Origin of the sequence: Rhodococcus sp. T2V (assembly GCF_029269925.1) — a bacterium.
In the GTDB taxonomy this organism is placed as follows: Bacteria; Actinomycetota; Actinomycetes; order Mycobacteriales; family Mycobacteriaceae; genus Rhodococcus_F; species Rhodococcus_F koreensis.
Window position 1 is genome coordinate 1 of record NZ_JARJBD010000086.1, and the last position, 25,027, is coordinate 25,027.

The following is a 25,027-nucleotide window of genomic DNA, read 5'->3' on the forward strand; positions in this document are numbered from 1 at the left end:
ACGGCGTGCGCCCTTATACGGCCCTCACATCGCCCACAGATCGGTCAGTAGAGCCCCCAGTTGTAGTCGGCGCGCTTGGTGAGCACCGTGCGCTCCTTGGGCGCGCACTCGGTCACGACGAAGGGGCCGGTGCCGACGATGTTCGTCGGGTCGAGCCGCTGCTCGGCGTTCGACGAGAGGGTCTTCTGGCCGATGATTCCGGGCTGGTTGTTGCCGGAGTACGAGATGAACTGGAGGAAGCTGGCCGACGAGGACTTGAAGACGATCTTGACGACGTTGTCGCTGACGACCTCGCTGCCCTGGTAGGACTTCAGGTGGGTGGCGCCGTTGGGCTTGATGCCGAGCGCTGGATCTCCGAAGACGTACTGGTCGAAGTTCTTCTTCACGATGTCGGCGTTGAACGGGGTGCCGTCGCTGAAGGTGACGCCCTCACGCAGCGTGAACGTGAATTCGGTGTTGGTGTCGTTGACCTCCCAGGCGGTGGCCAGCCAGGGACCGATCTCGCCGGTCTCCGGATCCTGCCAGGTCAGTTTGTCGAAGACACTGTTGCCGTAGTTGCTGGCTGCGAAGGACGTGTTCAGGTGTGGGTCGAGCGACTCGGGGGAGCTGAGAAGCGCGATCCGCAGGGTGCCGCCGCTCTGCGGATCGCCGCTTCCGGTGCCGCCCGCGGCGTCGACGGTGCTGCTGCATCCGGTCAGGGCGAGGACACCGGTCAGTGCGAGAACGCCGAACACGCCTCGGAATCGTCGGCGGCGCTCGCGCACCGGCCGTGGGGCGTGAACTGTTGTTTCCATGGGCAGGAATATATGGTCAAAGTGCCTGGCGGGCACGATATTAAAGCGCAGTGAATCTAACGGCAATCGCGTGCGAGACTCCCCTGTGTGTCGTGCCACGCCACAGGTTCTCAGTGTCGTGCCGCCGCCGCGATGTGCGCGAGCTGGGCTGCCCGCGAGTGTTCGTTCTGGCTCTGGATCTGAAGGAACTGCGCGGAACGGGCGTGCAGCGCAGCGGTATCGGTGTCGAGAATCCCCGAGCCCGCCCGTGAAACGGTCAGTGCCCGGGCGATCTCGTGCAGCGAACGGAGCACCTCGACCTTCAGCGTGAGCCGGTCCTCGAAGTGCTGCGGGCCTTTCGGATCCGATTCCGCGCGGTCGGTCAGGGAGTAGGCCAGTGCCCGATAGCGGGTGAACTGCGGTGCCCATGCCTGCGCTACCGCGACGGCCGCTTCGGTGCCGGAGGCGTCCAATTCGTCGAGGATCGCGCGCGCCACCCCGAACACCTGCGGCCTGACGTCGCTGACGATGTTCTGATCACGCCGATTCCATTCGGATCTCGGGGTGTGTTTGACGATGTCCGACTCGGCGACGAAGGCTCCTTCGAAAGTGACTCGCCACGTGCGGCTTCCGGTGGCGGCGACGAGACCCAGCGGCTCGGCGCGCAGCCGCACGTCGTCGACCGGGATCAGCGCGAGCAGCTGGGTCTCGGTCGTGGGGTCGATCGCGGCGACGGACAGCAGGGTGTTGATCCCCCAGCCGCTCACCCAGGACACCGTGCCGGTGATTGTCCATCCGCCGTCGGCCGGGTCGGCGCGGACATATCGGGTGGGGTAGTGCCGGGCGTCGCTGATCGCGGTTCCGGTGAGGATCTCCCCGCGAAGCACCCGCTCACCGAGTTCGCCGATCGGTTCGCCACTGTCGGCCAGAGCGGTAAAGTGGACGATCAACCCCGTGTGCTGTGCCCAGGCGAGCCACGTGTTGAAGTCGCCGTAAGCGAGGTGCTCGTGGACCCGGCGTTCGGCGGCCTTGTCCAACTCGGCGCCACCGAACCGGGCCGGGGCCAGATGGTTGAGCAGCCCGAGGCGCCGCAGTTCCTCGACGGTGTCGGCGGTGACGCCCTCGCGATCGGTCTGCAGGGCCCGGGGTGCGAGCGTGTTGTACGCGAAGTCCCGAACCTGCGACACCAGTGGGAGCTCGTCGGCGGCGTCGACCCGGTCGGCGCTGCTCGCGTCGATCGACACGTCCAGGGTGGAGGTCATCGGGCGATGCCCGACTCGAAATCGTGTAGCAGCAGCGCGATCTCGAATCCGCGGCGCTGGAGCCAGTGCGAGACGACCGCGGCGCGGGCTCCGGTGAGGTCGTCGATCAAGACCACGCGCGCGCCGCGCACGGCGATGGTGCGGTAGGAGACCCCGAGCAGCTGTCCCCCCTCGGACGTGATCGATCCGGGTAGGTGCGACTGCTCGAACTCCTCCGGCGTGCGCACGTCGAGAAGGTACGTGGTGCGGTCGGGGTCGGCCGCCCACACCTGCGCGGTCTGGACGTCGATGTGGGGGAACGTGTCGTTGGCGGTGATGGCTTCCACGCGCTGTGCGGCTGCCTCCCTCGCGGCGTGGTCGATCGGTGCGTAGACGGCGGTCGCGCCGGTTTCCAGCTCGAGGTTCTCCTCCTTCCACGCCCGGGTGCCATCGTGCAGGTAGGAAACCTGGTTCGGCACACCGGCGTCGATGAGGGTCTGGGCGCCGATGATCGCGCGGGGCAGGCCCGCGCAGGAGACGACGACGTGGGTATCGGGAGAGGGCACGACGTCCGCGAACCGCAGCAGCAACTCCGCACCGGGCACGCCGACCGCGCCGGGGACGTGGCCGGCGGTGAACTCGGGCAGGGTGCGGGTGTCGATGACGACGACGTCGGCGCCCTGGTCCTTGAGGGTCTTGAGTTCGGCGGCGGACACCGAGGGGGTGTCGCGTTCGTCGCGGATTCCCAGGGAGAAGTCCTTGCCGGGGACGTCGAAGGTCGGCAGGTCCTCGGTGCCGTTCCGGGTCCACTCGGGTATGCCGCCGGTGAGGACGTGGACCTCGCTGCGCCCGGTCTCGGCGAGGCGCTCGGCGAGGCGCTTCGCCACGCCGTCACCACCGTCGACGAGGACGGTCCGTACGACCGCGCGGGGCACGTACCGGTCGATCTCGGCCTCGAGGCGGTCCGCGGGAATGTTGGTGGCGAACAGCGGCGACGCATAGCCGACCTCGTCGCTCGGTCGGATGTCGAGGACGGCGAGTTCCGCATCGTCGGCCAGCCACAGCCGGAGGGTGTCGACGTCGATGGTCTTCTCGACGGTGGAGGCCTTGTCGATCGATGAAGTGCTCGCGGAGTGTTGCCCACCTTCGCTGGGTAGCGGTTGGAATGATTCGCGGCGCGGCGGCCGATGGCCACACCGTAGCCCCGGGCGTCGGGAACCGACGGTCGTGAGCGTGATGCCCGAACCGTGCGCCCGCCCGTGACCCGCACCGATGCGCCGAGTTCGGAAATGAAATCACGCTGGTTCCAGTATTGTCATCGGCTGGACTCGTGAGGCGAAGTTTCGGCGAGAAACACACTGTCCCAGCAGTGTTCGGCATTTCAACCACCGCGATCGTATTCGTTGACGGGACCGGCTGTGGGTCGGTGAGATGGGAGGGGCGCTTCGCCCCACATTCGCCGACCCTGCGGCGAACCACCGGCGGTCCCCGGGGCGGAGCCCACTCGTGCCCAGTTGAAAGTGCTGCGGCGGAGTCCTATTGATGCTGCGCCCATCCCCATCCATCGAACGGAGCATTCGACATGAGCACCGGAACCGACACGCCGGCACGGCGACCACAGCGGAGGTTGACGCTCGCGGCGTCCATCGTCGGTGCCGGTGCGTCCAGGAACGCATGGAACTGGCCCGGTACCACATGGAACCGTTTCGCGGACTGGGAGCACTATCGGCGGTCCGCCGAGATCGCGCGATCGGGAACCCTCGACGCCGTGTTCGTCTCGGATCATCCGGCGCTGCAACGCACCGCCGACAACGGGCCGAGCCACCTGTTCGACCCGATCGTGCTGTTCTCGGCGATCGCGGGCGCGATCCCGGACATCGGCTTCGTGCTGACGGCGTCGACGAGCTACAACTCGCCGTACAACCTCGCCCGCCGACTCGCGAGTCTCGACTCCATCGCGGGTGGACGGGTGATCTTCAACGCCGTCGCCAACTTCAACCCCGACATCGCCGCGAACTTCTCGGCGGACGAACTGCTCGACCGGGAGGACCGCTACCGCAAGGCCGACGAGTTCCTCCGGGTCGTCAAGGAACTGTGGCTGTCCTGGGACACCCCGGAGGGACCTGAGCCCACGGGTCCGCTGTGGGACGAGACGACGGCGCGAACGATCGACCATCACGGCGAGTTCTTCGACGTGCGTGGCCCCCTCAACGTCCCGGTCGGTCCGCAGGGACACCCGGTGATCTCGCAGGCAGGCGCGTCCGCGCAGGGTATCGACTTCGCAGGCAAGCACGCCGAGATTGTGTACGCGGCGCTGCTGGGGAAGCAGGCGGCACTCGACTACGCGGCCACACTCGACGCCGCCGCCCGCAGGCACGGCAGGCCCGCCGACAGCATCCGGCTCTTTCCCGGCGTCAACGTGTACCTCGGCGACACCCGAGAGGAAGCGCTGCGTCGGCACGAGGTTTTCAGCGGCGCCGGCAGCGAGGACGATCTGATCGCCCGCTTCCTCGAGCAGCAACGCGTGCTGAACCCGGCGTTTCCCCGGTCCGTCGACGTCGACCGACCGCTGAAGGCAGAATGGTTCGAGCCGCAGGAGGACCAGACCCGCCCGGTCGGCTTCAGCAGGGCGGTGCAGGATCTGGTGCGCACCGAGGAACCCACCACCCGGCAGATCATCCGACTGGTCGGTGGCGCAGGGGGCCATCGACTCGTCATCGGGAGCCCCAAGGAGGTCGCCGACGCGCTGATCGACTGGTGGGCGGCCGGGGCCGTGTCCGGCTACAACGCCCACTTCCCCCTGCTGCACAACGATCTGGAGCGCTTCGTGCAGCAGGTGGTCCCGATCCTCCAGGCCGAGAGCGTGTTCCCGACCGAGTACGACTCGCCGACCATCCGTGGCCGCTTCGGCCTTCCCGACCCGCGCACCGCCCTTTCCACCCAGGAGAACCGATGACCACCGATCGTGCCGTCGATCCCGTGAGCGTGAATGCCCGCCCCACCGACGAGGAACTGCTCGCCAAGTACCGCCCTGGTGTTCGCGCGGATCGCCGAGGGGGCGCTCGAGCGGGAAACGAGTGGCCGCCTTGCCCTCGAGCAGGCCGTGTGGCTACGGGAGGTGGGGTTCCCCGCGGTGCGGGTTCCGCGGGAGTTCGGCGGTGACGGTGCCAGCCTGCGACAGCTCTACGTGCTCGTCATCGAGGTCGCGGCCGCGGACTCGAATCTGCCGCACGCGCTTCGGGTGCACGCGCGGTTCGTGGACGACCGCTGGCGCGAGCGTCACACCCCGCGTGGGCAGGAGTGGCTGCGCCGCATCGGTGACGGCATCGTGTTCGGCACCGCGGTCAGCGAACGGGAGGGCGCGCGTTCCGGAAGATCTGCCCGGCGCGCTCGCGCAGGGCGAGACCCTCGGCGAGGAAGAAGAAGTCGAACTTGCCACGCTCGGCGGTCCGCGCGGTGTGTTCGAACGAATCGAACTCGATCTGGCTGCCCGCCCGGGGATCCCACCATGCGGTGTGGTGGTTGACGCCGCCGAGGTAGGCGCCGAGGATGACCTGCTTCTTGGATGCGCTCATCGTGAACGTGTCCTTGTCTGAAGGCAGTGGCTCAGGCGGCGGGGGAGCCGGTGGCATAGCGGTTCGGGACGTCGGTGGGCAGGCCCAGCAGCCCACGCAGGGAGGTGTCCGGATACGCGGTGCGGAACAGGCCGCGTTGCTGCAGGATCGGCACCAGCCGGGACGACACGGCGTCCAGGTCGTCGACCGCGACACCCGGCCGCAACCGGAAGCCGTCGAATCCCAGCTGCTGCCATGCCGCGAGCCGGTCCGCGAGCTCGTCCGCGGAGCCGGTGAACACGCCGGCGTCGGAGGCGAACTGGATTCCGGCGAGGTCGTCCAGTCGGCGCAGCCGGTCGGCGCCGGATTCGCGGTCGTTGTCGAGGAACACCACCAGGTCGGCGTAGACCCGGAGCGGCTCACCGGTGCGCCCGACCCGTTCGGACGCCGCGGCGACATCGGCGAGAACGGACTGCGTGTGGACGTCGTCGGCCGGGGAGACGAACACGAGGTCGGCACCGCGTGCTGCCAGTTCGTACGACAGTGCCTGGTGGGCGAGTGCGGTGACCACCGGCTGCCCCTGCGGGGGTCGCGGTGTGATGGAGGGGCCGCGGACGCTGAAGTAACGACTCTCGAAGTCGATGTAGTGCAGCTTGTCACGGTCGATGAACCGGCGAGTCTCGACGTCGCGGATCTCTGCGCCGTCCTCCCAGCTGTCCCATAGCCGGCGGACGACCTCGACGAAGTCGCCGGCCTCGTCGAACAGGTCGACCAACACCTGCGGCAGCGTGCCCTTCGCGATGGCCGCCCAGTCCTGCTCGGTGAGTTCCGGGACGGTGCGGCGGCACCGCGACGAGGTGCGCGTCGATGCGCGCCCGGACCCGGTCCACGGAGTCGGCCGCGTCGGGTGCGTGGCTATTCACCGGTGCCGCCAGACTGTCCTCGATGGTGACGAAGTCCAGCAGGCCGCGCTGCGCGACGGCAGCGAGGTCGGTCCAATAGGCGCCGGTGAACAACTCGTCCGGGCGCGAGTTCGGTTCGCGCCACGCGGCGGGATGCCAGCCCGCACCGTCGAGGGCGGCGGCGAGATGCAACGGGGTATTCGAGGTCATCGACGATGACTCCAGTCTCGGGAAGAGCAGTGACGGTGAAACGGGTCGGTCGCACCACGAACCACGGGGTCTCTCGGTCGCTCCGGATGGTCGCCTGCGAGCCTACGGTTCGTCGTCTCTTCGAGCGCCCCTTTACTTCAGCTCGATCGAAACTTCGGCAGCCGAAGGTGCAGTTGCGCTGCATGTTTCCGATCGGGACGAATTAATGTCCGATCGGACCGAACTGTCCCACGTCAGGCCCTGTTTCTCGTCGTGGAGGACGGAGGCGGTGACCGAGCGACGGTGACAACCGGGGCTAGTCTCTCGATGTCCGGATGCGGGCCACCGTCACTCTGTCGCGGGCCAGGCATCCCTCTGGGACCGAAGTAGGGAAGGGACGACATGACAGCGGCGAACACGGCCGTCAGTGCGGCAGAATCCGTGACCGCCGCCGACCGCCACCCATTCGTCGCTCGGGTGCGGGAGTACGCCGAACGAGTACTGCGCCCCGAAGCCCTGTCGACCGACCGTGACGGGGTCACCGGAGAACGTATCGACGAACTCGCTGCGCTGGGGCTCCTGAACCATCAAGCGCCGCGGGAATACGGTGGCCTCGACATCGACCGCAACTCCGATCGCCGCCTGCACGAGATCATCGCCGGCGCGTGCTTCAACACGTGGCTCGTCTGGGCTCAGCACGCGCCGATGGCCGGGCGAATCGTGGAATCCAGTAAACCGGGCGAACCGGTTTCGGAGCTCGCCGAGCGAATTCTGCGTGGCGAACTCGTGCTCGGTGCCGGGGTGAGCGACGTCCGGAGGTTTCCCGACCATTACATCGCGGCGGAAAGGGCGAGCGGCGGCTGGATCTTCACCGGCGCCATCTCCTGGGTCAGCGGGTGGGGGCTCAACAACGCCCTGACCGTCGCCGCGGTGGAAAGGCAGACGGAGACCGTGGTCACCGCGCTCGTGCCGGTGAGCGACCGCACGCGCAGCGTCGGCCCGCTCCGACTCGGCGCCGTCGCCGGCAGCAAGACCGCGCGGGTCGAGCTCGACGACGTGTTCGTACCCGACGAGCACGTGCTCTCCGCCCAATCGCTGGAGACCACGCGGTTCAACGACATCGGCACGGCGAGCGACGCACGCGGTCACCACTTCGGGCTTGCAGAGGCAGTTCTCCGAGAGTTGGAGCAGTCCGGACACCCGCTGGCCCAGGACGTGGCGGCGACGTGGCGACCACGCATCGCGCGGATTCGGGGCACCGCGTACGAGCTGTCCGATGAGGCCACCGCCGCGGGAGGCGGTCCGCATCGGATCGGCGAACGCCTCGCGACCAAGGTCGCCAGCGGCGAGGCGTTGTCCACGATCACCCGGGCACTGCTCATAGCGCGGGCCGGTCGGGGACTGAGTGGCGACGACACGGCGCAGCTCCACGCGCGGTCGGCGCTCTTCGTCCTGGTCCAAGGACAGACCACCGACGTTCGCCGAGCCCAGCTCGCCGAACTCGCCCGCTGATCACCACCACCGAACAGGAATCACCATCCCATGAGTCTCGAATTCCTCTGGTACATCCCGAATCAGGTGACGCCGGGACACCGCGGCGAGCCCGTCACGGTCGACCACAACAGCCTCGACACCCTCACGGCCCAGGCGGAGGCCCTGGAGGAGCACGGCTGGAAGGGCGCCTTGATCGGCACCGGTTGGGGTCGCCCGGACACCTTCACCGTCGCCACGGCCCTCGTTGCCCGGACGTCGACGTTCGAGCCACTCGTCGCGGTTCGGCCCGGGTATTGGACCCCGGCTCACTTCGCCTCCGCTGCAGCGAGTCTCGACCATCTGTCCGGTGGCCGGGTCCGGGTCAACATCGTGTCCGGGAAGGACAACCTGGGAGCGTACGGCGAACGCGAGAGCGACCAGGCCGCCCGCTACGCCCGGACCAAGGAGTTCCTGCAACTCGTCCGCAAGCTGTGGACGGAGGAGAACGTCACCTACCGTGGCGAGCACTTCCAGGTCACCGACTCCACGGTGCTGCCCCGGATCGCGCCGCGCGGAGACCGGCTCCACCCGAAGCTCTACTTCGGCGGGGCCTCCGACGCCGCTGAGCGGGTAGCGGCCGCCGAAGCCGACGTCCAACTCTTCTGGGGCGAACCCCTCGAAGGGGTGCGGGAACGGATCGAGCGCCTGCGGGCGCTGAGTGAGGAACTCGGCCGAGAGCACGCACCGCTCGAGTTCGGTCTGCGGATCACCACCCTCGTCCGGGACACGACCGAGCAGGCCTGGGCCGAAGCGGAAGCGAAGGTAGCGGAGATGGCGAAGAACCAGGGTGCACCGGCACAGAACCCGCACCGCCAGACCGCCGTGGGACAGCAGCGACTCCTCGACCTCGCTACTCGCGGCGAGGTGCTCGACGACAATTTGTACACCGCACCCGGCAAGTTCGGTGGCGGCGGCGCAGGCACGACCTGGCTGGTCGGCTCGCCGGAGGACGTCGCGAAGTCGTTGCGCAAGTATCAGGACCTCGGCATCACCCATTTCGTGCTGTCGGACACCCCGTATCTGCGGGAGATCGAACGTCAGGGCACTCAGCTGCTGCCGCTACTGGCGGAGTGAGCGCGGAAGCGCTTGCCCGCCCGGGCCGATGCCGCGGTTGTCGCAGCATCGGCCCGGGCGGGCTTTTCAGTTGTCGTCTGCCGAAATCTGCTCGGTCAGAGCTCGAGCCCCGTGCCGTGCACGCCGTGTTCCTCGATGAGCGCCAGTTCGTCGTCGGTGAGCGCCGGGAAGTTCAGGGCGGCGATGTTGTGGTCGAGTTGCGCGGTCGAACTCGCACCGATCAGTGCCGACGTGACCTCCGGCCTGCGCAGCACCCACTGCAACGCGAGCTGGGCGAGTGACTGCCCGCGGGCTTCGGCGATCTTGTTGAGTTCGGCGGTGCGCTGCCGGTACGTCTCGTCGATCACATCCGGCGTCAGGAATGAACTGTTCTGCGCCCGTGCGTGTTCGGGAATCGTCTCCAGGTACTTGTCGGTCAGGAGGCCCTGCGCCAGCGGCGAGTACACGATGAGCCCGAATCCGTCCTGATGGGCGGTGTCCAGCAGGCCGTTCCGTTCGGGGCGCCGGTCGTAGATCGAGTAACGCGCCTGGTGGATGAGCAGCGGGACACCGGCCTGGCGGAGCAGCTCGGCGGCCTCGTGGGTGCGATCGGGGAGGTAGTTGGAGATACCGACGTAGAGAGCCTTGCCCTGCTCCACCGCACTGACCAGTGCACCGACCGATTCTTCCAGCGGCGTGCTGAGGTCGGGGCTGTGGTGGTAGAAGATGTCGACGTAGTCGGTGCCGAGGTCGCGCAGACTGTGGTCGAGCGAGGTGAGGATCGACTTGCGCGAGCCGCCCTTGAGATAGGGGCTCGGACCGATCGGGTTGCCTGCCTTGGTCGACAGGATGAGTTCGTTCCGGTAGGGCGCGAGGTCCTTCGCGAGAACCCTGCCGAAGTTCTGCTGGGCCGCGCGGTGCGGTGGGCCGTAGCGGTCGGCGTTGTCGAAGTGGGTGATCCCCAGGTCGAATGCGTGGAGAATGATCTCCCGCTGGGTCGCAAAGGCGTAGTCGCTACCGAACTTCTGCCACAGACCGAACGAGAAGGCAGGCAGATCGAGGCCGGAGTTTCCGGTGCGACGGTAGGGGACCTTCTCGTAGCGGTCCTCGGCGGCGGCGTAGGTGAGATCGAAGGGGCTGGCGGTCATCGTTGTCGTCTGTTCCGTTCTGATCGGTTGTTGTTATGGGTCGGTGGTCAGAAGAGGCCGGTGGTGGGTGGTTCCTCGCCGGTCAGGTGGTATGCCCCCGCGATCGCCTGCTTCCACTGCCGCGGGTTGTGATTGGCGGCCGTGCGCGCGTTGCGCCAGTGCCGGTCGAATCCGAGGTCTCGATTGGTGATGGAGCCACCGCCCACGTCGAAGAGCAGTTCCGCAGCGTCGAGCGCGGACTCGATTGCGATCGCACTCGCGTGCGCGACGTGAACCGCGGCAGCAGCACCGGCGGTGCGTGCGGCGGGCCCGGTGAGTCCCCGGACACCTTCCAGTGTCTCGGCTGCCAACAGCACGACGGCCCGCGCCGCCTGGGCGCGGCCGGCGATCTGCCCGATTGTCTGCCGCACATAGGGATCCTGGACGCTGGTGTCCGCGAAGCTGTGCTTGATCGGCCGGGCCTTCTCCCGCACGTACCCGACCGCGTCGTCGAGGGCTCGCGCTGCCACACCGGCCTGTATCGCCGCGAGATAGAACTGCGCGAAGGTGCCGGGCCACGGGTTGTCGGGCTGGGCCTGGTCGGGGAAGGTCACCTCGTCGTCGGATACGCGCACGTTCGTCAGGCGGGTGGTGCCACTGGCGGTGAGCCGCTGACCGACGGCGTCGAAGTCGTCGAGCCGTTCGACTCCCTCGCGGTCGACGGGCACGGTGAACCGAACCACCGTCCCGCCCTCGGCGAGTGCCTGGGTCGAGAACCAGGATGCGTACAGCCCGCCGGTCGAGTAGTACTTCTCGCCGTCGACCACCCAGCCCGCACCCTCACGCCGGGCCGTCGCATTGACCTGCCCGCTCGCGCCTCCGGTTCGCTCATTGCTCGTTCCGGCGAACAGATCCCGGTTGCGCAGCCGCGTCAGAATCACGTCGCGGTGCGGCAGATCGGGCCGGGTCGATACCTGCTCGGCGACGAGGAAACTGCTGCGCAATGCCTGCGCCACACTGGAGTCGGCGCGCGCCACTTCGATGACGACGTCGGCCACATCACGCAGCGAACCACCAGCACCGCCGTCGTCCCGGGTAACGCCGACCAGCGCAATCCCCGCGTCCGCGAGTGCACGGACCTCGGCGAAAGCGTAGTCGCGCGCCTTCTCCCGCGCCCCGGCGGTATCGCCCAGACGGCGCAGGACGGGCCGGACTGCGGCGCGGATACCCGCCACGGTGAGTCCGGAGACCGATGTCGCTTCGATCGACTCGTGTTCCGGGTACACAGCGGTCATGACAACGTCTCCACGGTGTCGCGCAGGCCGAGGGATGCCCGCAGCGTCGGTCCTGTCGAGGCGGACAGCAGCGGCACGAGCGTGCGTACCGCGGCCAGGACGTCGTCGATCCATCCGGCGAGTACGTCGGCCAGTGTGTGCGCACTGGCGCCGGCGGACCGTGCCGCCGCCGCCCAGCCGAGCACGTCCGGGTCGGCGGCGACGACGACCGGGCGTCCCTGTACGGACGACGTCGCGATCGAGGTGTAGTGGTCGATCGCGTAACTGGCCTGGCCGTCCGTCCCTGGGAATCGCCACGATCCACCGAACACCCCGGCGTTGAGGATATCGACGTTGATGTGAAGCCGGCCGCTCACTCGGTGGTCCCTTCATCGATGACGGGTGTGGATCGATCGGATCACTGTCGTCGAATCGCCATGGAATGGGAATGGTTCGAATCGTGCAGATTCACTGGAAAGAGTCTTAAGCCCGCACCGCACCGGTCGCATGGTCCTCGATTCCGCGGTCGACCAGGAGTGGCTGTGGAACGACGTGCTGTGGCAGCAAACCGACGGCTACAAGGAACGCTTCGACGACCTCATGGACTGGGTCGCCGCCCACGACCATACGAACGGGCTCGGCGACTCCAGTCTGAAGGTCTACCAGCGGTGGGCGGACCGCCATGTGCAGGGCCCGTCGCGACGATTCTGTTCGTACACCGATCGTCGAGTGGTCGGGGAACGGGGTCGATTCCTGCAGGTAAAGGGCCTAGGATTGGGCACTGTCGGGCGGCTGTCCGGCGCTGACGCTCGGGCAGGAGTGGCCGATGACGAATGCAAAACCGCAGCCGATGGCATTGGGTGATGATGCCGCGCGCACTCTGGCGAACGCGACGAAGTCCGTTCCGCAGATGGAGTCGATCACCCCACGGTGGTTGGTGCACTGCCTGAGCTGGATCCCGGTGGAAGCCGGTATCTACCGGTTGAACCGGGTGGTGCATCCGGAGTCGGTCGATATCAAGTGTGACAACTTCGACGAGTCCCCGCTGCCGGAGACGTTCGTCGATTACGAGAAGGAACCGCGGGAGTATCGGCTCAAGGCCGTTCACACCATTTTGGACGTGCACACGAGGGTGTCCGACCTCTACTCGAGCCCGCACGACCAGATCGCGCAGCAGCTGCGCCTCACATCGAGGCGATCAAAGAGCACCAAGAGGGCGAGCTGATCAACAGCCCGGACTACGGGTTGATCGCGAATACGGCGAAGAAGCAGAAACTCTCCACGGTCGGTGGGCCCCCGACGCCGGACGATCTGGACAACATGATCGCCAGGGTGTGGAAGGAGCCGGCCTTCTTCCTGACCCATCCCGAGGGGATTGCCGCGTTCGGCCGGGAATGCACGCGCCGCGGTGTACCGCCGCCGACCGTGAGCATGTTCGGTTCCCAGTTCGTGACATGGCGGGGCATCCCGATCATCCCTTCGGACAAGGTCAAGGTCGAGGGCGGTAAGACGAAGTTCCTGCTGATCCGAACCGGCGAGTCCCGCCAGGGCGTGGTCGGTCTGTACCAGCCGGGCCTGGCCGGCGAGCAGGGGATGGGCCTGTCGGTGAAATTCATGGGAATCGACCGCAGCGCAATCGCGTCGTATCTCGTCTCGCTGTACTGCTCGCTCGCGATCCTGACCGACGACGCTATCGCCTTGCTCGAGGACGCGGAGGTGGACAAGTTCCATGACTACGCCCCCTCATACCGGAAGTGAGCCGGACGACCAGCCAGGTGTCGGCGGATGGGAACTGCCCGACGAAGCGACGTTGAACAGGCTGGCCGGCGAATATTTCTCGCGCCTACCGGGGTCGGGTGCCGCCGCGTCACCGGCAACTGCCGCGGCAGACGGCGCGAGTCAGCCGGGTCAGGTGCCAGGCGCGTCGCTGGATACGGTCACCGTTCCCCAGGGCTTCGAGAGCCAGGTGCCCGTCGCGCCCGCGTCACCGACCGGCCCGCCGGACGGATCATCCGCGAGTAGCGCCGCAACGTCGTATGGCGCCACCCCAGCCGAGGTCGCCGCGCCGTGGATAGACGAGGGCGTCTCACCGTCCGAACTGACCACCGAACTCCCAGGCGTGTCCACGGACGCCCCTGCATCGTCGTCGTTCTACTTCCTCGACCCACCGAACGGTTATCGGTCCGGGTCGGGCGGTGTCGACACGAGTCGCGGGTACACGATCCCTGTCTCGCCACAAGAGATGCCCGCGGTGTCCGATCGGGCGCGCGCGTCGATGTTCGTCCCATCGACCTCCGACGTGGGAGCACCGAGCTTCTACTTTCTCGACCGAGGCACGGGAGCGACCGACACTGCGCCGCCGATGGGCCGGGCCGGGCCGCACGGACCCGCCATGGTGGATGCGCATCCCGGATTCGACGTCAATGCGGTTCGACGTGACTTCCCGATCCTGCGTGAGCGGGTGAACGGATATCCGTTGGTGTGGTTCGACAACGCCGCCACGACGCAGAAACCGCAGGTGGTGATCGACCGGATCAGCTATTTCTATGAACACGAGAATTCGAATATTCATCGCGCCGCACACGAATTGGCGGCGCGTTCGACCGATGCCTACGAGCAAGCACGGCAGACGGTGGCACGGTTCATCGGTGCCTCGTCGGCGGAGGAGATCGTCTTCGTCCGCGGCGCCACCGAGGCGATCAACCTGGTGGCTCAGACGTGGGGACGCAAGAACATTCGCCAGGGCGACGAGATCGTGATCGCGCATCTCGAGCATCACGCGAATATCGTCCCGTGGCAGATGCTGGCGTCGGAGACGGGCGCGGTGATCCGGGTGATCCCGGTGGACGACTCGGGACAGTTGATGATGGGGGAGTACACCAGGCTGCTGTCGGACCGTACGAAGCTGGTGGCCGTGGCCCAGGTATCGAATGCGCTGGGCACGATCACCCCGGTGCGCGAGATCACGGAAGAAGCGCACCGTGCGGGTGCGATCGTCTTGGTCGACGGTGCGCAGTCGGTGCCGCACACCGGGGTCGACATGCAGTCGTTGGACCCCGATTTCTTCGTCTTCTCCGGGCACAAGATCTTCGGCCCGACGGGGATCGGCGCGTTGTACGGCAAGCCCGATGTACTGGCGGATACCCCGCCGTGGCAGGGCGGTGGGAACATGATCACCGACGTGACCCTCGAGCGGTCCACCTATCAGCTGCCACCAGGGAGATTCGAGGCCGGTACCGGCAGTATCGCCGACGGAGTGGGGTTGGGCGCCGCCATCGAGTACGTGGAGCGGATCGGGATCGAGAACATCAACCGTTACGAGCATGTCCTACTCGAATACGCCACCGCAGAACTGGAGAACGTTCCGGGGTTGCGGCTGATCGGTACCGCGGCGGAAAAGGCGAGCGTGATCTCGTTCGTGCTCGCCGGGTACGAGCCGCTCGAGGTGGGTAAGGCGCTCAACTCGAAGGGCATCGCGGTGCGCGCGGGACATCACTGCGCGCAACCGATCATGCGGAGATTCGGTGTCGAGGGCACGGTGCGGCCGTCGTTGTCGTTCTACAACACCTGTGAGGAGGTGGACCGGATGGTCGCCGTCCTCCACCAACTGGCCGCCGATGCCGGTCGCCGCTCCTGACGGGAAACCCGTTCCTGCCATCCCCTGCCAATTCCTTTGGAGGAGCGTGGCGATGTCCACATCCTCAGCCCAACCCACCACGACGTCGGTCGGCGATCAGGTCGATGTACGCGGCCCCAGGTTCGCTGCCTCGATCACGACTGCGGTGCTTGTCGCGGTTCTGGTCGCGACCGCGTTCTCGACCGGGGTTGCCGGTGCCATCCTCGCCGTGCAAACTCTCAGATCTACCCGCTGGTCGCTCGATTCAGGTCGGCGAGACACCACCGCCTACGACGGCGGCCACATCGACGGCGCCGTCAAACTCGACTGGAAGGAGGATCTGCAGGACGGGATACGCCGTGACTCGTGCTGACGGAACTTCTCGGCAACGACAACGTCAAGAACTATGACGGGAGTTGGACCGAGTACGGCTCGCTCGTCTGTGCGACGTCAGCGCAGCGTTAGTCGGTCCAGGTCTGTGGTTGTCCCAGATGCGGACACCGCAACTCGCCGAGTCAGCGAACGTACTGCTCGAATTGGGCCGTACGGACGATCGGGGCGGAACAGAGCGCAGCGTCGGCCGGCCGAGCCTTCGGCCACACAGTCTCGGTACACGCCCGCGGGGGATGAGGTCGACATTCAGATGCAGTGAATCATGAGCTGATCATCCTATTGCACTGGGAACGAAAGATTCACAATTCCCATCTACAAGATCATTGCTCCATCGTTAATGAATTCTTCATATTCCGTCACCTCTTACCCGGTCGAGCAAGTCCACATCCGTTGAGCAACTGCGCTTTACACGGTCGAATACTGCTTCGGGTCATGGGAGCTTGGCTCATGGTGAATCTATCCGTAGGAAAGCCTGTGCCCGAGCATTATCTTCTCAATCGAATTATTCCTCGGGAGTGACCGGCCAACCGGGAACCGACGACCACATCCACCGCGAGAGAGAGGAAATGCCGTGAGTGGCAGAACCACGCACCGGGAGGCGCGAGCATGAGCGTCTCTTGCAACATGCGCCTGACGAAGAAGTTGGCCACCTGGTCCGCGCTGTTGGTTGCAGCGCCGCTGGTGCTGGCCGGGTGCGGCAGTGGTAGCGATGACGACGGGGCGGTGACGTTCCGCTTCGCCAACTCACCCACCGCCCTGTCGCTGGTGAGGATCGCTGACGAATTGGGGTATTGGGACAACGCCGGGGTCCGTCCGGAGTACGTCGGGCCTGCCACGGCTGTGCCCGCGGTGCAGTTGCTCGATCAGGGCGCGATCGACATCGCGACGGGCATGTTCAACAACGACATCGACGGGAAGGTAAAGGGCTTCAAGTTCACGGCCATCGCCTCGAGCATGCTCGACCTGCCCGACATGCCGCACATGGCTTACTTCACCAAGGCGGGCTCGGACATCACCAAGGAGAACCTGAAGGCCATCGAGGGCAAGACGATTGGTCTTTCCGGGTCCAACAGTTGCACAGACCTGGTGATCAAGCGATACCTGCAGAACAACGGTGTGGACCTGAACAAGGTCAACTTCCTCGAGCTCAAGAACGAGCTCATTGCACCCGCGATCGAGAGAGGCGAGGTCGACCTCGGGGTCTTCCACCCGCCGCTGGTCGGTGTGCTGCAGAGCCAGCCGGACAAGTTCACCCAGGCCTTCACGTCTTTCGAAGACTGGGGCCCGCTGGGTGGCCAGGCACCGTATGTCGCAAGCAACGCGTGGCTGCAGAAGTACCCGGACGCGGCGCGTGCGTTCGTGGGCGTGATCGCCAAGACGGCCAACTGGGCCAACGCCCACCCGAAGGAGTCCGCGGAGATCGCCGACAAGACCACTGGATATCCCGTGGAGCAGACCACCAACTGGCACTACGCACCCAACGCTCTGCTCGACAAGGCGAGCCTGCAGCTGTGGTGGGATCTCGTGGAAGAGGTGGGTAAGCCGCTGCCGGGCTCGGAGAATCTGAAGCCCGAAGATGTTGCGACCAATGCCTTCAACCCCTACGCGAAGTCAGCAGACCTTCTGGAATCCCAGGAAGACAACACTGAGATCGTGACCGAAGAGCAGAACGACGGGATCTTCAAGACGCACCTTGTCGACATCGAGGGTCTCGAAAAGTGATCCGGCGCCATCCGCACCCGACAGGAAGTCACACAACATGACTCAACAAGTGCTAGCTGAGCGATTCGAGCAGGACGCGGGGCCGATCGCGCCCCGTGCGCACGGTACGGGCTGGAAGATCGAGGCGAAGCGCGTCGCAAAGATCTATCCGAAACCGGGATCGAGGTCGACCAAGGACGCCACCGCAGTCCTCGACGGATTCGACCTGCAGATCAAGAGCGGCGAGTTTCTCTCCCTCCTCGGGCCGAGTGGTTGCGGCAAGTCGACATTTCTGAACATCCTCGCGGGCTTGGAGACTCACAACGGGGGAGCTGTTCTCGTCGACGGCAAACGAGTCGAAGGCGTCAACAAGAACGTCGGCGTCGTCTTCCAGGGTTACGCCCTGTTCCCTTGGCTGACGGCGCAGAAGAACGTCGAGGTCGGTCTGAAGATCCGCGGCGTCCCCAAGGCGGAACGTAGGGCGAGGGCAGCCAAGGTGCTGAAGACGGTGGGCCTGGAAGCCGCCGCCAACCGGCTTCCGCACCAGCTCTCCGGTGGTATGCGTCAGCGGGTCGCGATCGCGCGCGTCCTCGCATACGAACCCGACATCCTGGTGTTCGACGAGCCGTTCGCCGCCCTCGATGCGCAGACCCGAGAGTTCCTGCAGGGCGAGTTGCTGCGTATCTGGGAATCCGGTGACACGAAGAAGACGATCCTCTTCGTCACCCACTCGATCGACGAGGCCATCTTCCTGTCGGATCGGATCGCGGTCATGACCCGTGCACCCGGCAAGGTGAAGACGCTGTTCGACGTCGAGCTTCCGCGGCCCCGGGACAGCGACTCCCGTAACTCGGAGGAGTTCGCGCACATCCGGTCGCGCGTCGCACGCGTCCTCGAGGAGGAGGTGCACATTGGCAACGACGATCACTGAGCCGGCACGCGGCGAGGAGCAACTGCTGGACGAGGATCTCACCCCGCCCAAGGCGCCCAACCCGTGGCTCGTGAAATACGATAGATTGATCTACGGAATCATCGGGCTGTCAGCCTTTTTGGTGCTCTGGTGGTGGATCGTTGATTCCGAGTACGTCAGCGCACTGTATCTGTCGAAGCCACAGGATGTGGCCACGGCGTTCGTCGACGGACTTACGGACGGCACGTTGCGCTCCGAGATCTGGCCGAGTGTCGAGCGTGCGTTGACCGGATTCGCCATTGCGCTCGTGGCGGGCATCACCCTCGGCATCGTCGTCGGATCGTTCCGGATCTTCCAGAAGCTCGCTGAACCGCTCCTGCTGTTCTTCCGGAATCTTTCGCTGCTCGCGCTTTTGCCGGTCTTCGTCGTGTTCCTCGGAATCGGCGAGGAGTCCAAGGTGGCCATTGTCGTGTGGGCCTGCTTCTGGCCGATCTTCATCAACGCGGTCGGAGCGGTCGGGGGTGTGGAGCGCATCCTGCTGAATGCGGCCCGGACACTCGGAGCCGGGCGGGTGTACATTTTCAGCCGCGTGGTTCTTCCGGCGGCGATCCCGGCGATCTTCCCGGGGATCCGTCTGGCCGCCGCGAACGCGTTCACGGCTCTCGTCGCCGCCGAGCTCGTCGGTGGTGCGCAGGGTCTGGGTATCTATATCAACAACGCCGCGTTGCGTTATCAGACCCCGCAGATGTATGCCGGCATCCTCACCCTCGGTCTCATCGGAATCCTCGTCAACGGCGTGCTCACCGGTGCCGAATGGCGACTGACCGCATGGCAGCGAGGACTGACGAACAAGTGATGAACACGCGAGTCCGTACCGACGTCCGCAACGGTCGATAGATCGTCGTCAGCCTTCCGTGCACCCAGGAACCCCGCGCCCGGGTTCCTGGGTGCCGGTCTTTCCGTGTCGAAAACCTCTGAGAGTGGAGTGAGTGGTCAGATGCAACGCGCAAGTCACCACAGCCTCGTCAGCGCAAATGTGGTTCTCAACCGGCGCCGCGTCCTCGCGACCGTCGCCTTCGCGCTCGCGGCCGTTACAGGGTTGGTTGGTTGCGGGTCGGACACACAGGTCGATTACGAGACCGCCGGGGGTTCCGGGGACTCGCTCGTCGTCTACGTCGGCGCCGGTGACGACCGCGAGATAGTGGAGTACGCGGTCGAGAATCTCCTGCCGGCCTCGGCGAAAATCGAACTCGTCGACGCGTCGGAAGATTCCAACGCGAAGGTGGCTGCCGGGGACGGCGACCTATCCTTCTATCAGCACATCCCCGCGTTCGAAGCCGATCTCGGCACGCATTCGTACGACAATCTGAGCATTGTGTCGAAGGTGAATGTCGTTCCATACGGCCTGTACTCGTCGAAATGGAAGGACGTGAAAGACACCGAGAGCTGGGTGAACGTGGGCCTGGTGGCGGACGAGGTGACCGGACGGAGTCTTCCCCATGGCTCGCAGGTCGTGCTCCCCGCGACGTCGACCGGTTTCGCGCGTGGGCTCTATCTGCTGCAGAGCGCGGGGCTGGTGAAGCTGGATCGCCCGTTCGGTGGTACCTCGGCGGTGGATCTCACGATTACCCAGGCGAACGTGCTGGACTCGCTCCGGCACCTGACACTCCTGGGACTCGGTTACGACGACTACCTCCAGTCGCTGTACGACAATTACGACGCAGTGGTCCTCAATCCGGATGACGCGGCATCCATCGGTCTGACGCCGGCGGAAGACGCGCTCGCGATCGAACCGGGCCCGGGGAATCCCTATGCGCATGTGCTCGTCGCGCCGTCGAGGTTGGCGGGCGACCAGCGAGTGCTCGAACTGGCACGTGCGCTGGAAAGCCCAGAACTGGCCCAGTTCCTGGAAACGAAATTCCGGGGCGCGAACATTCCGGTGGCCGCGGCGGAGAGCGAGTGACGCACGGTCGGGGGCCTGTCGACAGTGCCGGATTCTCTAGAGGACCTCGTAATCGAAGGACGCCAGCTTGGGTCCGTGGGTGCCCTCGAACCGAACGGTGACCTTCCACTCCCCGGCGGTCGGCACGATCATCCCGTCACTGATCCAGGTGAGTCCGTCGCCGTCGGGTCCCGTTCTGGTGAGTTCGACCGGCATCCGTGCGACATTGGCGACGGCCGAGGAGAGTTCGACGTCCACGTCGGGCAGCGCTGCGCCCGCGGCGAACCCCGCATCCGGGGTCCGGAACCGGACGGTCAAGGTCTGGGGGCCGCGGCGAACGGAGTCGATCTCGACGTCCAGGATCTCCGACGCACCGAAATTCAGCTCGGTGTGCACACTCGTGGTGTAGCTGTCCCTGGCAGGTGTGAGAGACGACAGCAACGATGTCGCAGCGAGGACCGCGACCGCGAGAGCGGCCTCGACGATCACGGTGCGCGAGCGCCGCGGGTTCTCACCGCGGTCCCCGGCCGGGTCGGTCGTTCCGTGACGGTACCGACGGTATGTCAGGTAACCGGCGACCACGACGAGCCCGACCAGTACGACCTTGACGGTCAGCACCAGTCCGTACGAGGTGCGAAACAGCGCCTCGATGGGGCGGACCTGCAGGATCGCGAGGGTCAGACCGGTGGCGGACACGAGCACCACATGGCCTGCGGCCACCCGATGCCATCGTTCGAGCTGCGCGACACCGTCGACTACGAGAGCCAGGATGCACACTCCGCCGAGCCACACCGCGGCGGCGTATACGTGCGCCGCGGTGCCGATGAACGCCAGCGGCCATCTTTCGGTGGACCCCCCGTGACCGCCGAGCGTGATCGCGACAACCGCCGACGCGGCCTGGAGGTACCCGAGTACGTCGGCGGTCCGGTTCGTCCCGGGCGGATACGCGAAGCAGGCGAGGTTCAGCACCACCGCCACGACGATCGCGACACCCAGCTGACCGCCCAGGACGGTTGCGACAGCCGACGCCGACGCGTCGACCAGCCCGCCCGACTGTCCCGCAACCTGCACGATGAATCGACCGAGCAGCCCGACGGTCGACACCGCCGTTCCCACCCGGTAGACCGTGCGAAAACGGCGGTCGCCCAGTGCAGTGGGCCAGACCCAGCGGCCGGCGATCATGAGACCCGAGGAGAGGACGACTCCGAGGTACACCGCCGACTTGCTCGGGTAGCGGAGGTACTGCTCGGCTCCGGTCGTTGTCGCACCGGCGTCTAGGGTGTGTCCGAACTGGGTGACCGAGCCCACCGTGAATCTGCTCGACAGCGACACCACGTGGGTGTCTGCGGAGATCACCCGTGCCGTAGCGAGATACGCCCCGTCGGGAATCTTTCCGTCGACCACCAACACGATCCGGCGGCCGCCGTCCTCGACCCGGTCGATCGCGACCGCATGGCGGGCACCGGTGCTGTCGATCAGCTGCGCCGACCCCTCGACCAGCGTGACCGGCTCACTCAACTCGAAGGCCAGTACCTCCAGCGACACGTCGACGTGCGACCCATCGCCCGGAGTGGCCGAGACGATGGTGGCGTGGGCCGACGCGGGCGGCGCCAACCATGCTGCCGTCGCAACGAGCGCGAGTAGCCAGGCGAACGCAACAGCTCGCGTCATCGTGACCGCGAATCGGCGGTTGTCGTTCTGCACGAGCACCGGCGGGCTAGGTTCGGACATGACCCCGACGCACGAGGGTGATCACCGCGATTGCCGCCCCCAGCGAGAGCACCAGGGCGACCACAGCGATCGTGCGCCACAGCCACGCTGTCGAATCGCTGTCGGATGCGGCCACATGGGACGAACCGTCCGCCGATGCCGAATCTGCTGTGCCGCCGTGCCCGTCGCCGTGCGCGCCACCGGAGGCGAGCGTGACGACGGGAGCCGGGTGTTCGGGTTCGATGCCCGCGTTGACGGCAACCTCGTTCCAGGACACCACCGATCCGTCGCTGTAGAACTGCTCAGTGGGTAGCGGAACCGAGTCGACGTCCTCGGGCCACGGCCCCGCCGACAGGGTGAACACCCCGAATTCCGCTGTCTTCAATCCATTCGCGGGGTCCGTCGCCTGCCATCTGACTCGTGACACCCGTTCCCCGCCGCCCGACTGCTCACGTTCGACCGTCGCCGTCCATCCCGGAATCGGCAGCGTCCGAGCCGAGGTCAAGTCGACGCCCTCGGGGACCGTGAGGGTCAGGCCGATTGTCGACGCGTCGTCCGACTCGGTGGGAACGATGAGGCGCACCAGGCCGTATCCGCCCTTCGAGAGCTGCTCCGCGCTGTCGACGTGGACATGCGCCGCGGCAGGTGCGGCGAAGCCGAGCAGCGCCACGCCTCCGAGCGCCGTCACGGCTACGATGCGGCGCGTAATCGCACTCCACCGGCGACCGGCGTTGACATTTTCATTGTTCGACATACTGGATCGACTCCATTGACCGCGCGAGTTGGTTGCAGATGACTGGTGTGTTTCGGGTGGGGAGTGCCGGCGAGACGCCGGACCGTCCGCGCGAACAGACACCGGAAACCGCTGAATACCAACGATGCTAATGCCCCTCGCGGATGCGGCAGAGGGTTCGGATCGGCGTGATGGTTACTCGGGTTCGCGCCCACAGCACGGACTGCGGAGGGCGGATCCGGCGACTGGTCGGCGTGTTCGAAACCTCCGAATCCGTTGGTGTCGAGGAATTGTCGCGCCTCCGTCGCGACGGCGCACCTGCAGCCGAACACGAGAGTCGGTTCGGGCGGCGGCCCGGAGCGCCGGTGTGGGACAACTCAGCGCGGGGCAGGGTGTGCCATGCTGAGAACGAAGTCTGACGAAGTCACGGGGGTGACATGACTGTTCACATACTGGTGCGGTCCTCAGGGAAGCGTGGATGGATGCTGCGGTGCGATCTGTGTGAGCACCGATTCGATGCCGCCGTCGCCGGTCGTCCGGAGGCGGTCGCCTTTGCGCGCACCAACGGGTGGATCGTCGGTGAGGCGACGTGGTGCCCGATGTGCGCGGCCACCCACACGGTCCGCCGGACCGCCTGAACCCTTTGCCCCGGACGCAATGGACGGTGCCGCGCGATGCCGCTGCCGGTCCCACAGAAGGAGTTCACATGGCGCAGAGCGTAGCGCGCAGGCCCGGTCCTTCAGGGCCGGGTTAGTGCATCGACTTCGGCCGACCGGGAGCGCGAGGCGGTTGTCGCTGCTGCTCGATGTACTGCCGGATGATCGAGATCGGTGCCCCGCCGCACGATGCGGCGAAAGTAGCTCGGGGACCAGAGATGTCCGTTCATGGAGTGCCGGTTCACCCATTCGCGGTGCTGGCCGCGCAGGCGGCGTGCGGAGACGCCATTGATGCTGTTCACCAGCTTCGAGACTGGGATCGTCGGAGGGTATTCGACCAGCAGGTGCACGTGGTCGCCCTCCCCAGTGAACTCGACCAGCCGAGAACCGAAGTCGTCGCACACGCTGCGCATCACCTGTTCGCACGTGCTCGGCATCTCGTCGGTGAGGACTCCGTCCCGATACTTGGTCACAAAGACCAAATGGACGTGCAGGGCGGAAACAACAGAGCGGCCGCGTCTGTATCCCGGTTCAGAAACTATAGACCAAGGATATTCTGTGGGTGCGCAGTTGCGATACCAGTACCGCGTCTATCCGACGCCCGGTCAGCAGGACATGCTGGCCCGGTCGTTCGGGTGTGCGCGGGTGGTGTTCAATGACTGCCTGCGCATCCGCCAGGATGCGTATGCGGCCGGGGTGAGCCTGTCCGATACCGCCGTACAGAAGCGGGTGGTCACCGCGGCGAAGAAGACCCCGGAGCGGGCCTGGTTGGGCGAGGTCGCCTCGGTGGTTCTGGTGGAAGATCACCGCGACCTGCCTGGCCGCGGCGGGCGCGAAGGTCACCGACCTCACGGGCGCGCCGGGATCCGCGTCCTCACGGCAAGCACAACTCAACGGTGACGCCGACATCCTGTGGGAGTACACCGGCACCGGGTGGGTGAACTACCGCGGTGAGACGGAGACGATCTCGGATCCCGGGGAACTGTGGCAGCGCGTGCACGATGTCGAGCAGCGCGACCACGACCTCGAATGGCTGCCGTCGGCCAACTTCAACGACACGTACGCCTTCGCCGCATCGGCACCGACCGCCGAGCGGCTGGGCGTCACGTCGCTCTCGGATGTCGCACGTTTGCCGGAATCCGAACGGACATTCTGAGTCGACGACGAATTCTTCAGTCGTGCGGACGGGTTCGTTCCGATGCTCGAGACCTACGGCATCCCGCTCAACGCGCCCGGCGGTGTTCCGTCGAGCAACGTCACCCGGATGGATGCCGGTGTGGTGTACACGTCCACGGCGCAGAGCGCCCTGCAACTTCGGAATGGTCTACACCACCGACGGTCGCGTGAAGAACCTGAACCTCTCAGTTCTCGACGACGACCGCAAGTTCTTCCTGCCCTATAGCGGCACCGCGGTGGTCCGGGACGAGATCATCACTCGATATCCGGAGATCGCCGACCTGCTGGGTGTGGTCTCCGAGCGACTGACCGACGACTTGATGCAGGAACTGAACGGCCGAGTCGACATCGACGGCGAGGATCCCGCAGATGTCGCGTACGACTGGCTGAAGAGCGAGTCGCTCGTGGAGTGATCTGGGTGCCCACACCACACACCTAGGGTGTGTTCTCGCGCACGGCGTTCCAAGGGACTGTAGTGGCACCGGCTTGTCCGGCGCCCCTGTACAGACGGACCGAGCGTCCCGCCGTGAGCCCAGCGGCGCAA

The 25,027-nt window shown here is 66.1% G+C and carries 21 protein-coding genes and 6 pseudogenes; 16 read left to right on the plus strand and 11 right to left on the minus strand.

What is annotated here, in order from left to right; genetic code table 11:
• Nucleotides 1-44 precede the first annotated feature (44 nt).
• From P3H15_RS41935 to P3H15_RS41945, 3 genes are all read right to left on the minus strand, one after another.
• Nucleotides 45-794, minus strand: a complete 750-nt coding sequence (locus tag P3H15_RS41935) for an ABC transporter substrate-binding protein (protein ID WP_276142676.1) — start codon at nt 792-794, stop codon at nt 45-47.
• A 110-nt stretch (nt 795-904) separates the two neighbouring features.
• Entirely contained in the window at nt 905-2,035 is a 1,131-nt protein-coding gene (locus tag P3H15_RS41940) for an acyl-CoA dehydrogenase family protein (RefSeq protein ID WP_276142677.1), read from the minus strand.
• On the minus strand, nt 2,032-2,901 hold the full coding sequence (locus P3H15_RS41945) for a rhodanese-like domain-containing protein (protein WP_276142678.1): 870 nt from the start codon (nt 2,899-2,901) through the stop codon (nt 2,032-2,034). Before P3H15_RS41945 ends, P3H15_RS41940 begins: the two co-directional genes overlap by 4 nt.
• Here P3H15_RS41945 and P3H15_RS41950 point away from each other — a divergent pair.
• Nucleotides 2,848-3,135 carry a hypothetical protein gene (locus P3H15_RS41950; protein ID WP_276142679.1) on the plus strand — a complete coding sequence of 96 codons (288 nt, stop codon included), beginning with the start codon at nt 2,848-2,850 and terminating at the stop codon, nt 3,133-3,135. The genes P3H15_RS41945 and P3H15_RS41950 overlap by 54 nt on opposite strands.
• 461 nt (nt 3,136-3,596) lie before the next feature.
• The gene (locus P3H15_RS41955) at nt 3,597-4,970 is read left to right on the plus strand and encodes an NtaA/DmoA family FMN-dependent monooxygenase (protein ID WP_276142680.1); all 1,374 of its coding nucleotides are present in this window, start codon (nt 3,597-3,599) and stop codon (nt 4,968-4,970) included.
• 415 nt (nt 4,971-5,385) lie between these two features.
• Here the strand turns inward: P3H15_RS41955 and P3H15_RS41960 are convergent.
• Nucleotides 5,386-5,589 (minus strand): annotated as a pseudogene (locus P3H15_RS41960) (F420-dependent methylene-tetrahydromethanopterin reductase); the annotation flags it as partial.
• Between the two features lie 31 nt (nt 5,590-5,620).
• Nucleotides 5,621-6,346, minus strand: coding sequence for an LLM class flavin-dependent oxidoreductase (locus P3H15_RS41965; protein ID WP_276142681.1), 726 nt, complete (start codon nt 6,344-6,346; stop codon nt 5,621-5,623).
• A gap of 715 nt (nt 6,347-7,061) precedes the next feature.
• Between P3H15_RS41965 and P3H15_RS41970 the strand changes: the two genes are divergently transcribed.
• Together P3H15_RS41970 and P3H15_RS41975 are read left to right on the plus strand one after the other, a co-directional pair.
• Nucleotides 7,062-8,171 (plus strand): acyl-CoA dehydrogenase family protein, encoded by a 1,110-nt coding sequence (locus P3H15_RS41970; RefSeq protein WP_276142682.1) that lies wholly within the window; start codon nt 7,062-7,064, stop codon nt 8,169-8,171.
• Between the two features lie 30 nt (nt 8,172-8,201).
• Nucleotides 8,202-9,266 carry an LLM class flavin-dependent oxidoreductase gene (locus P3H15_RS41975; RefSeq protein ID WP_276142683.1) on the plus strand — a complete coding sequence of 355 codons (1,065 nt, stop codon included), beginning with the start codon at nt 8,202-8,204 and terminating at the stop codon, nt 9,264-9,266.
• 95 nt (nt 9,267-9,361) lie between these two features.
• Here P3H15_RS41975 and P3H15_RS41980 read toward each other — a convergent pair whose 3' ends face one another.
• Genes P3H15_RS41980 through P3H15_RS41990 form a run of 3 tightly spaced genes read right to left on the minus strand, consistent with a single transcriptional unit; the run spans nt 9,362 to nt 12,023 of the window.
• Nucleotides 9,362-10,393: an aldo/keto reductase gene (locus P3H15_RS41980; RefSeq protein WP_276142684.1), complete on the minus strand. Its 1,032-nt coding sequence runs from the start codon at nt 10,391-10,393 to the stop codon at nt 9,362-9,364.
• Between the two features lie 47 nt (nt 10,394-10,440).
• Nucleotides 10,441-11,667 (minus strand): acyl-CoA dehydrogenase family protein, encoded by a 1,227-nt coding sequence (locus tag P3H15_RS41985; protein ID WP_276142685.1) that lies wholly within the window; start codon nt 11,665-11,667, stop codon nt 10,441-10,443.
• Nucleotides 11,664-12,023, minus strand: a complete 360-nt coding sequence (locus P3H15_RS41990) for a hypothetical protein (protein WP_276142686.1) — start codon at nt 12,021-12,023, stop codon at nt 11,664-11,666. Before P3H15_RS41990 ends, P3H15_RS41985 begins: the two co-directional genes overlap by 4 nt.
• A gap of 130 nt (nt 12,024-12,153) precedes the next feature.
• On the opposite strand from P3H15_RS41990, the gene P3H15_RS41995 reads away from it, so the two are divergent.
• The 9 genes and pseudogenes from P3H15_RS41995 (at nt 12,154) to P3H15_RS42040 (ending at nt 20,229) form a co-directional block, all read left to right on the plus strand.
• Nucleotides 12,154-12,510 carry a hypothetical protein gene (locus P3H15_RS41995; protein WP_276142687.1) on the plus strand — a complete coding sequence of 119 codons (357 nt, stop codon included), beginning with the start codon at nt 12,154-12,156 and terminating at the stop codon, nt 12,508-12,510.
• Nucleotides 12,473-13,404, plus strand: a pseudogene (locus tag P3H15_RS42000) (family 2A encapsulin nanocompartment shell protein). Before P3H15_RS41995 ends, P3H15_RS42000 begins: the two are co-directional and overlap by 38 nt.
• Complete coding sequence (locus P3H15_RS42005; protein ID WP_276142688.1) at nt 13,376-15,283, plus strand: family 2A encapsulin nanocompartment cargo protein cysteine desulfurase; 1,908 nt, start codon at nt 13,376-13,378, stop codon at nt 15,281-15,283. Before P3H15_RS42000 ends, P3H15_RS42005 begins: the two are co-directional and overlap by 29 nt.
• A 256-nt stretch (nt 15,284-15,539) precedes the next feature.
• Nucleotides 15,540-15,626, plus strand: a pseudogene (locus P3H15_RS42015) (sulfurtransferase); the annotation flags it as partial.
• 2 nt (nt 15,627-15,628) lie between these two features.
• Nucleotides 15,629-15,727, plus strand: a pseudogene (locus tag P3H15_RS42020) (hypothetical protein); the annotation flags it as partial.
• A gap of 534 nt (nt 15,728-16,261) precedes the next feature.
• Nucleotides 16,262-17,377: an ABC transporter substrate-binding protein gene (locus tag P3H15_RS42025; RefSeq protein WP_276142689.1), complete on the plus strand. Its 1,116-nt coding sequence runs from the start codon at nt 16,262-16,264 to the stop codon at nt 17,375-17,377.
• 37 nt (nt 17,378-17,414) lie between these two features.
• Nucleotides 17,415-18,287 (plus strand): ABC transporter ATP-binding protein, encoded by an 873-nt coding sequence (locus tag P3H15_RS42030; RefSeq protein WP_276142690.1) that lies wholly within the window; start codon nt 17,415-17,417, stop codon nt 18,285-18,287.
• Nucleotides 18,268-19,122, plus strand: coding sequence for an ABC transporter permease (locus P3H15_RS42035; protein WP_244163791.1), 855 nt, complete (start codon nt 18,268-18,270; stop codon nt 19,120-19,122). Before P3H15_RS42030 ends, P3H15_RS42035 begins: the two co-directional genes overlap by 20 nt.
• Nucleotides 19,123-19,263: 141 nt before the next feature.
• On the plus strand, nt 19,264-20,229 hold the full coding sequence (locus P3H15_RS42040) for a MetQ/NlpA family ABC transporter substrate-binding protein (RefSeq protein WP_276142691.1): 966 nt from the start codon (nt 19,264-19,266) through the stop codon (nt 20,227-20,229).
• 36 nt (nt 20,230-20,265) lie between these two features.
• On the opposite strand, the gene P3H15_RS42045 is transcribed toward P3H15_RS42040, so the two are convergent.
• On the minus strand, nt 20,266-21,939 hold the full coding sequence (locus P3H15_RS42045) for a CopD family protein (protein WP_276142692.1): 1,674 nt from the start codon (nt 21,937-21,939) through the stop codon (nt 20,266-20,268).
• Entirely contained in the window at nt 21,926-22,672 is a 747-nt protein-coding gene (locus P3H15_RS42050) for a YcnI family protein (protein ID WP_276142694.1), read from the minus strand. Before P3H15_RS42050 ends, P3H15_RS42045 begins: the two co-directional genes overlap by 14 nt.
• Before the next feature lie 416 nt (nt 22,673-23,088).
• Between P3H15_RS42050 and P3H15_RS42055 the strand changes: the two genes are divergently transcribed.
• Complete coding sequence (locus P3H15_RS42055; protein ID WP_276142695.1) at nt 23,089-23,289, plus strand: hypothetical protein; 201 nt, start codon at nt 23,089-23,091, stop codon at nt 23,287-23,289.
• Between the two features lie 112 nt (nt 23,290-23,401).
• Here the strand turns inward: P3H15_RS42055 and tnpA are convergent.
• Nucleotides 23,402-23,849 (minus strand): annotated as a pseudogene (gene tnpA / locus P3H15_RS42060) (IS200/IS605 family transposase).
• A 16-nt stretch (nt 23,850-23,865) separates the two neighbouring features.
• Here tnpA and P3H15_RS42065 point away from each other — a divergent pair.
• Together P3H15_RS42065 and P3H15_RS42070 are read left to right on the plus strand one after the other, a co-directional pair.
• Nucleotides 23,866-24,207, plus strand: coding sequence for a helix-turn-helix domain-containing protein (locus P3H15_RS42065; protein ID WP_276142696.1), 342 nt, complete (start codon nt 23,866-23,868; stop codon nt 24,205-24,207).
• Nucleotides 24,107-24,896 (plus strand): annotated as a pseudogene (locus P3H15_RS42070) (glycine betaine ABC transporter substrate-binding protein); the annotation flags it as partial. The gene P3H15_RS42065 and the pseudogene P3H15_RS42070, both read left to right, overlap by 101 nt.
• Between the last annotated feature and the right edge of the window lie 131 nt (nt 24,897-25,027).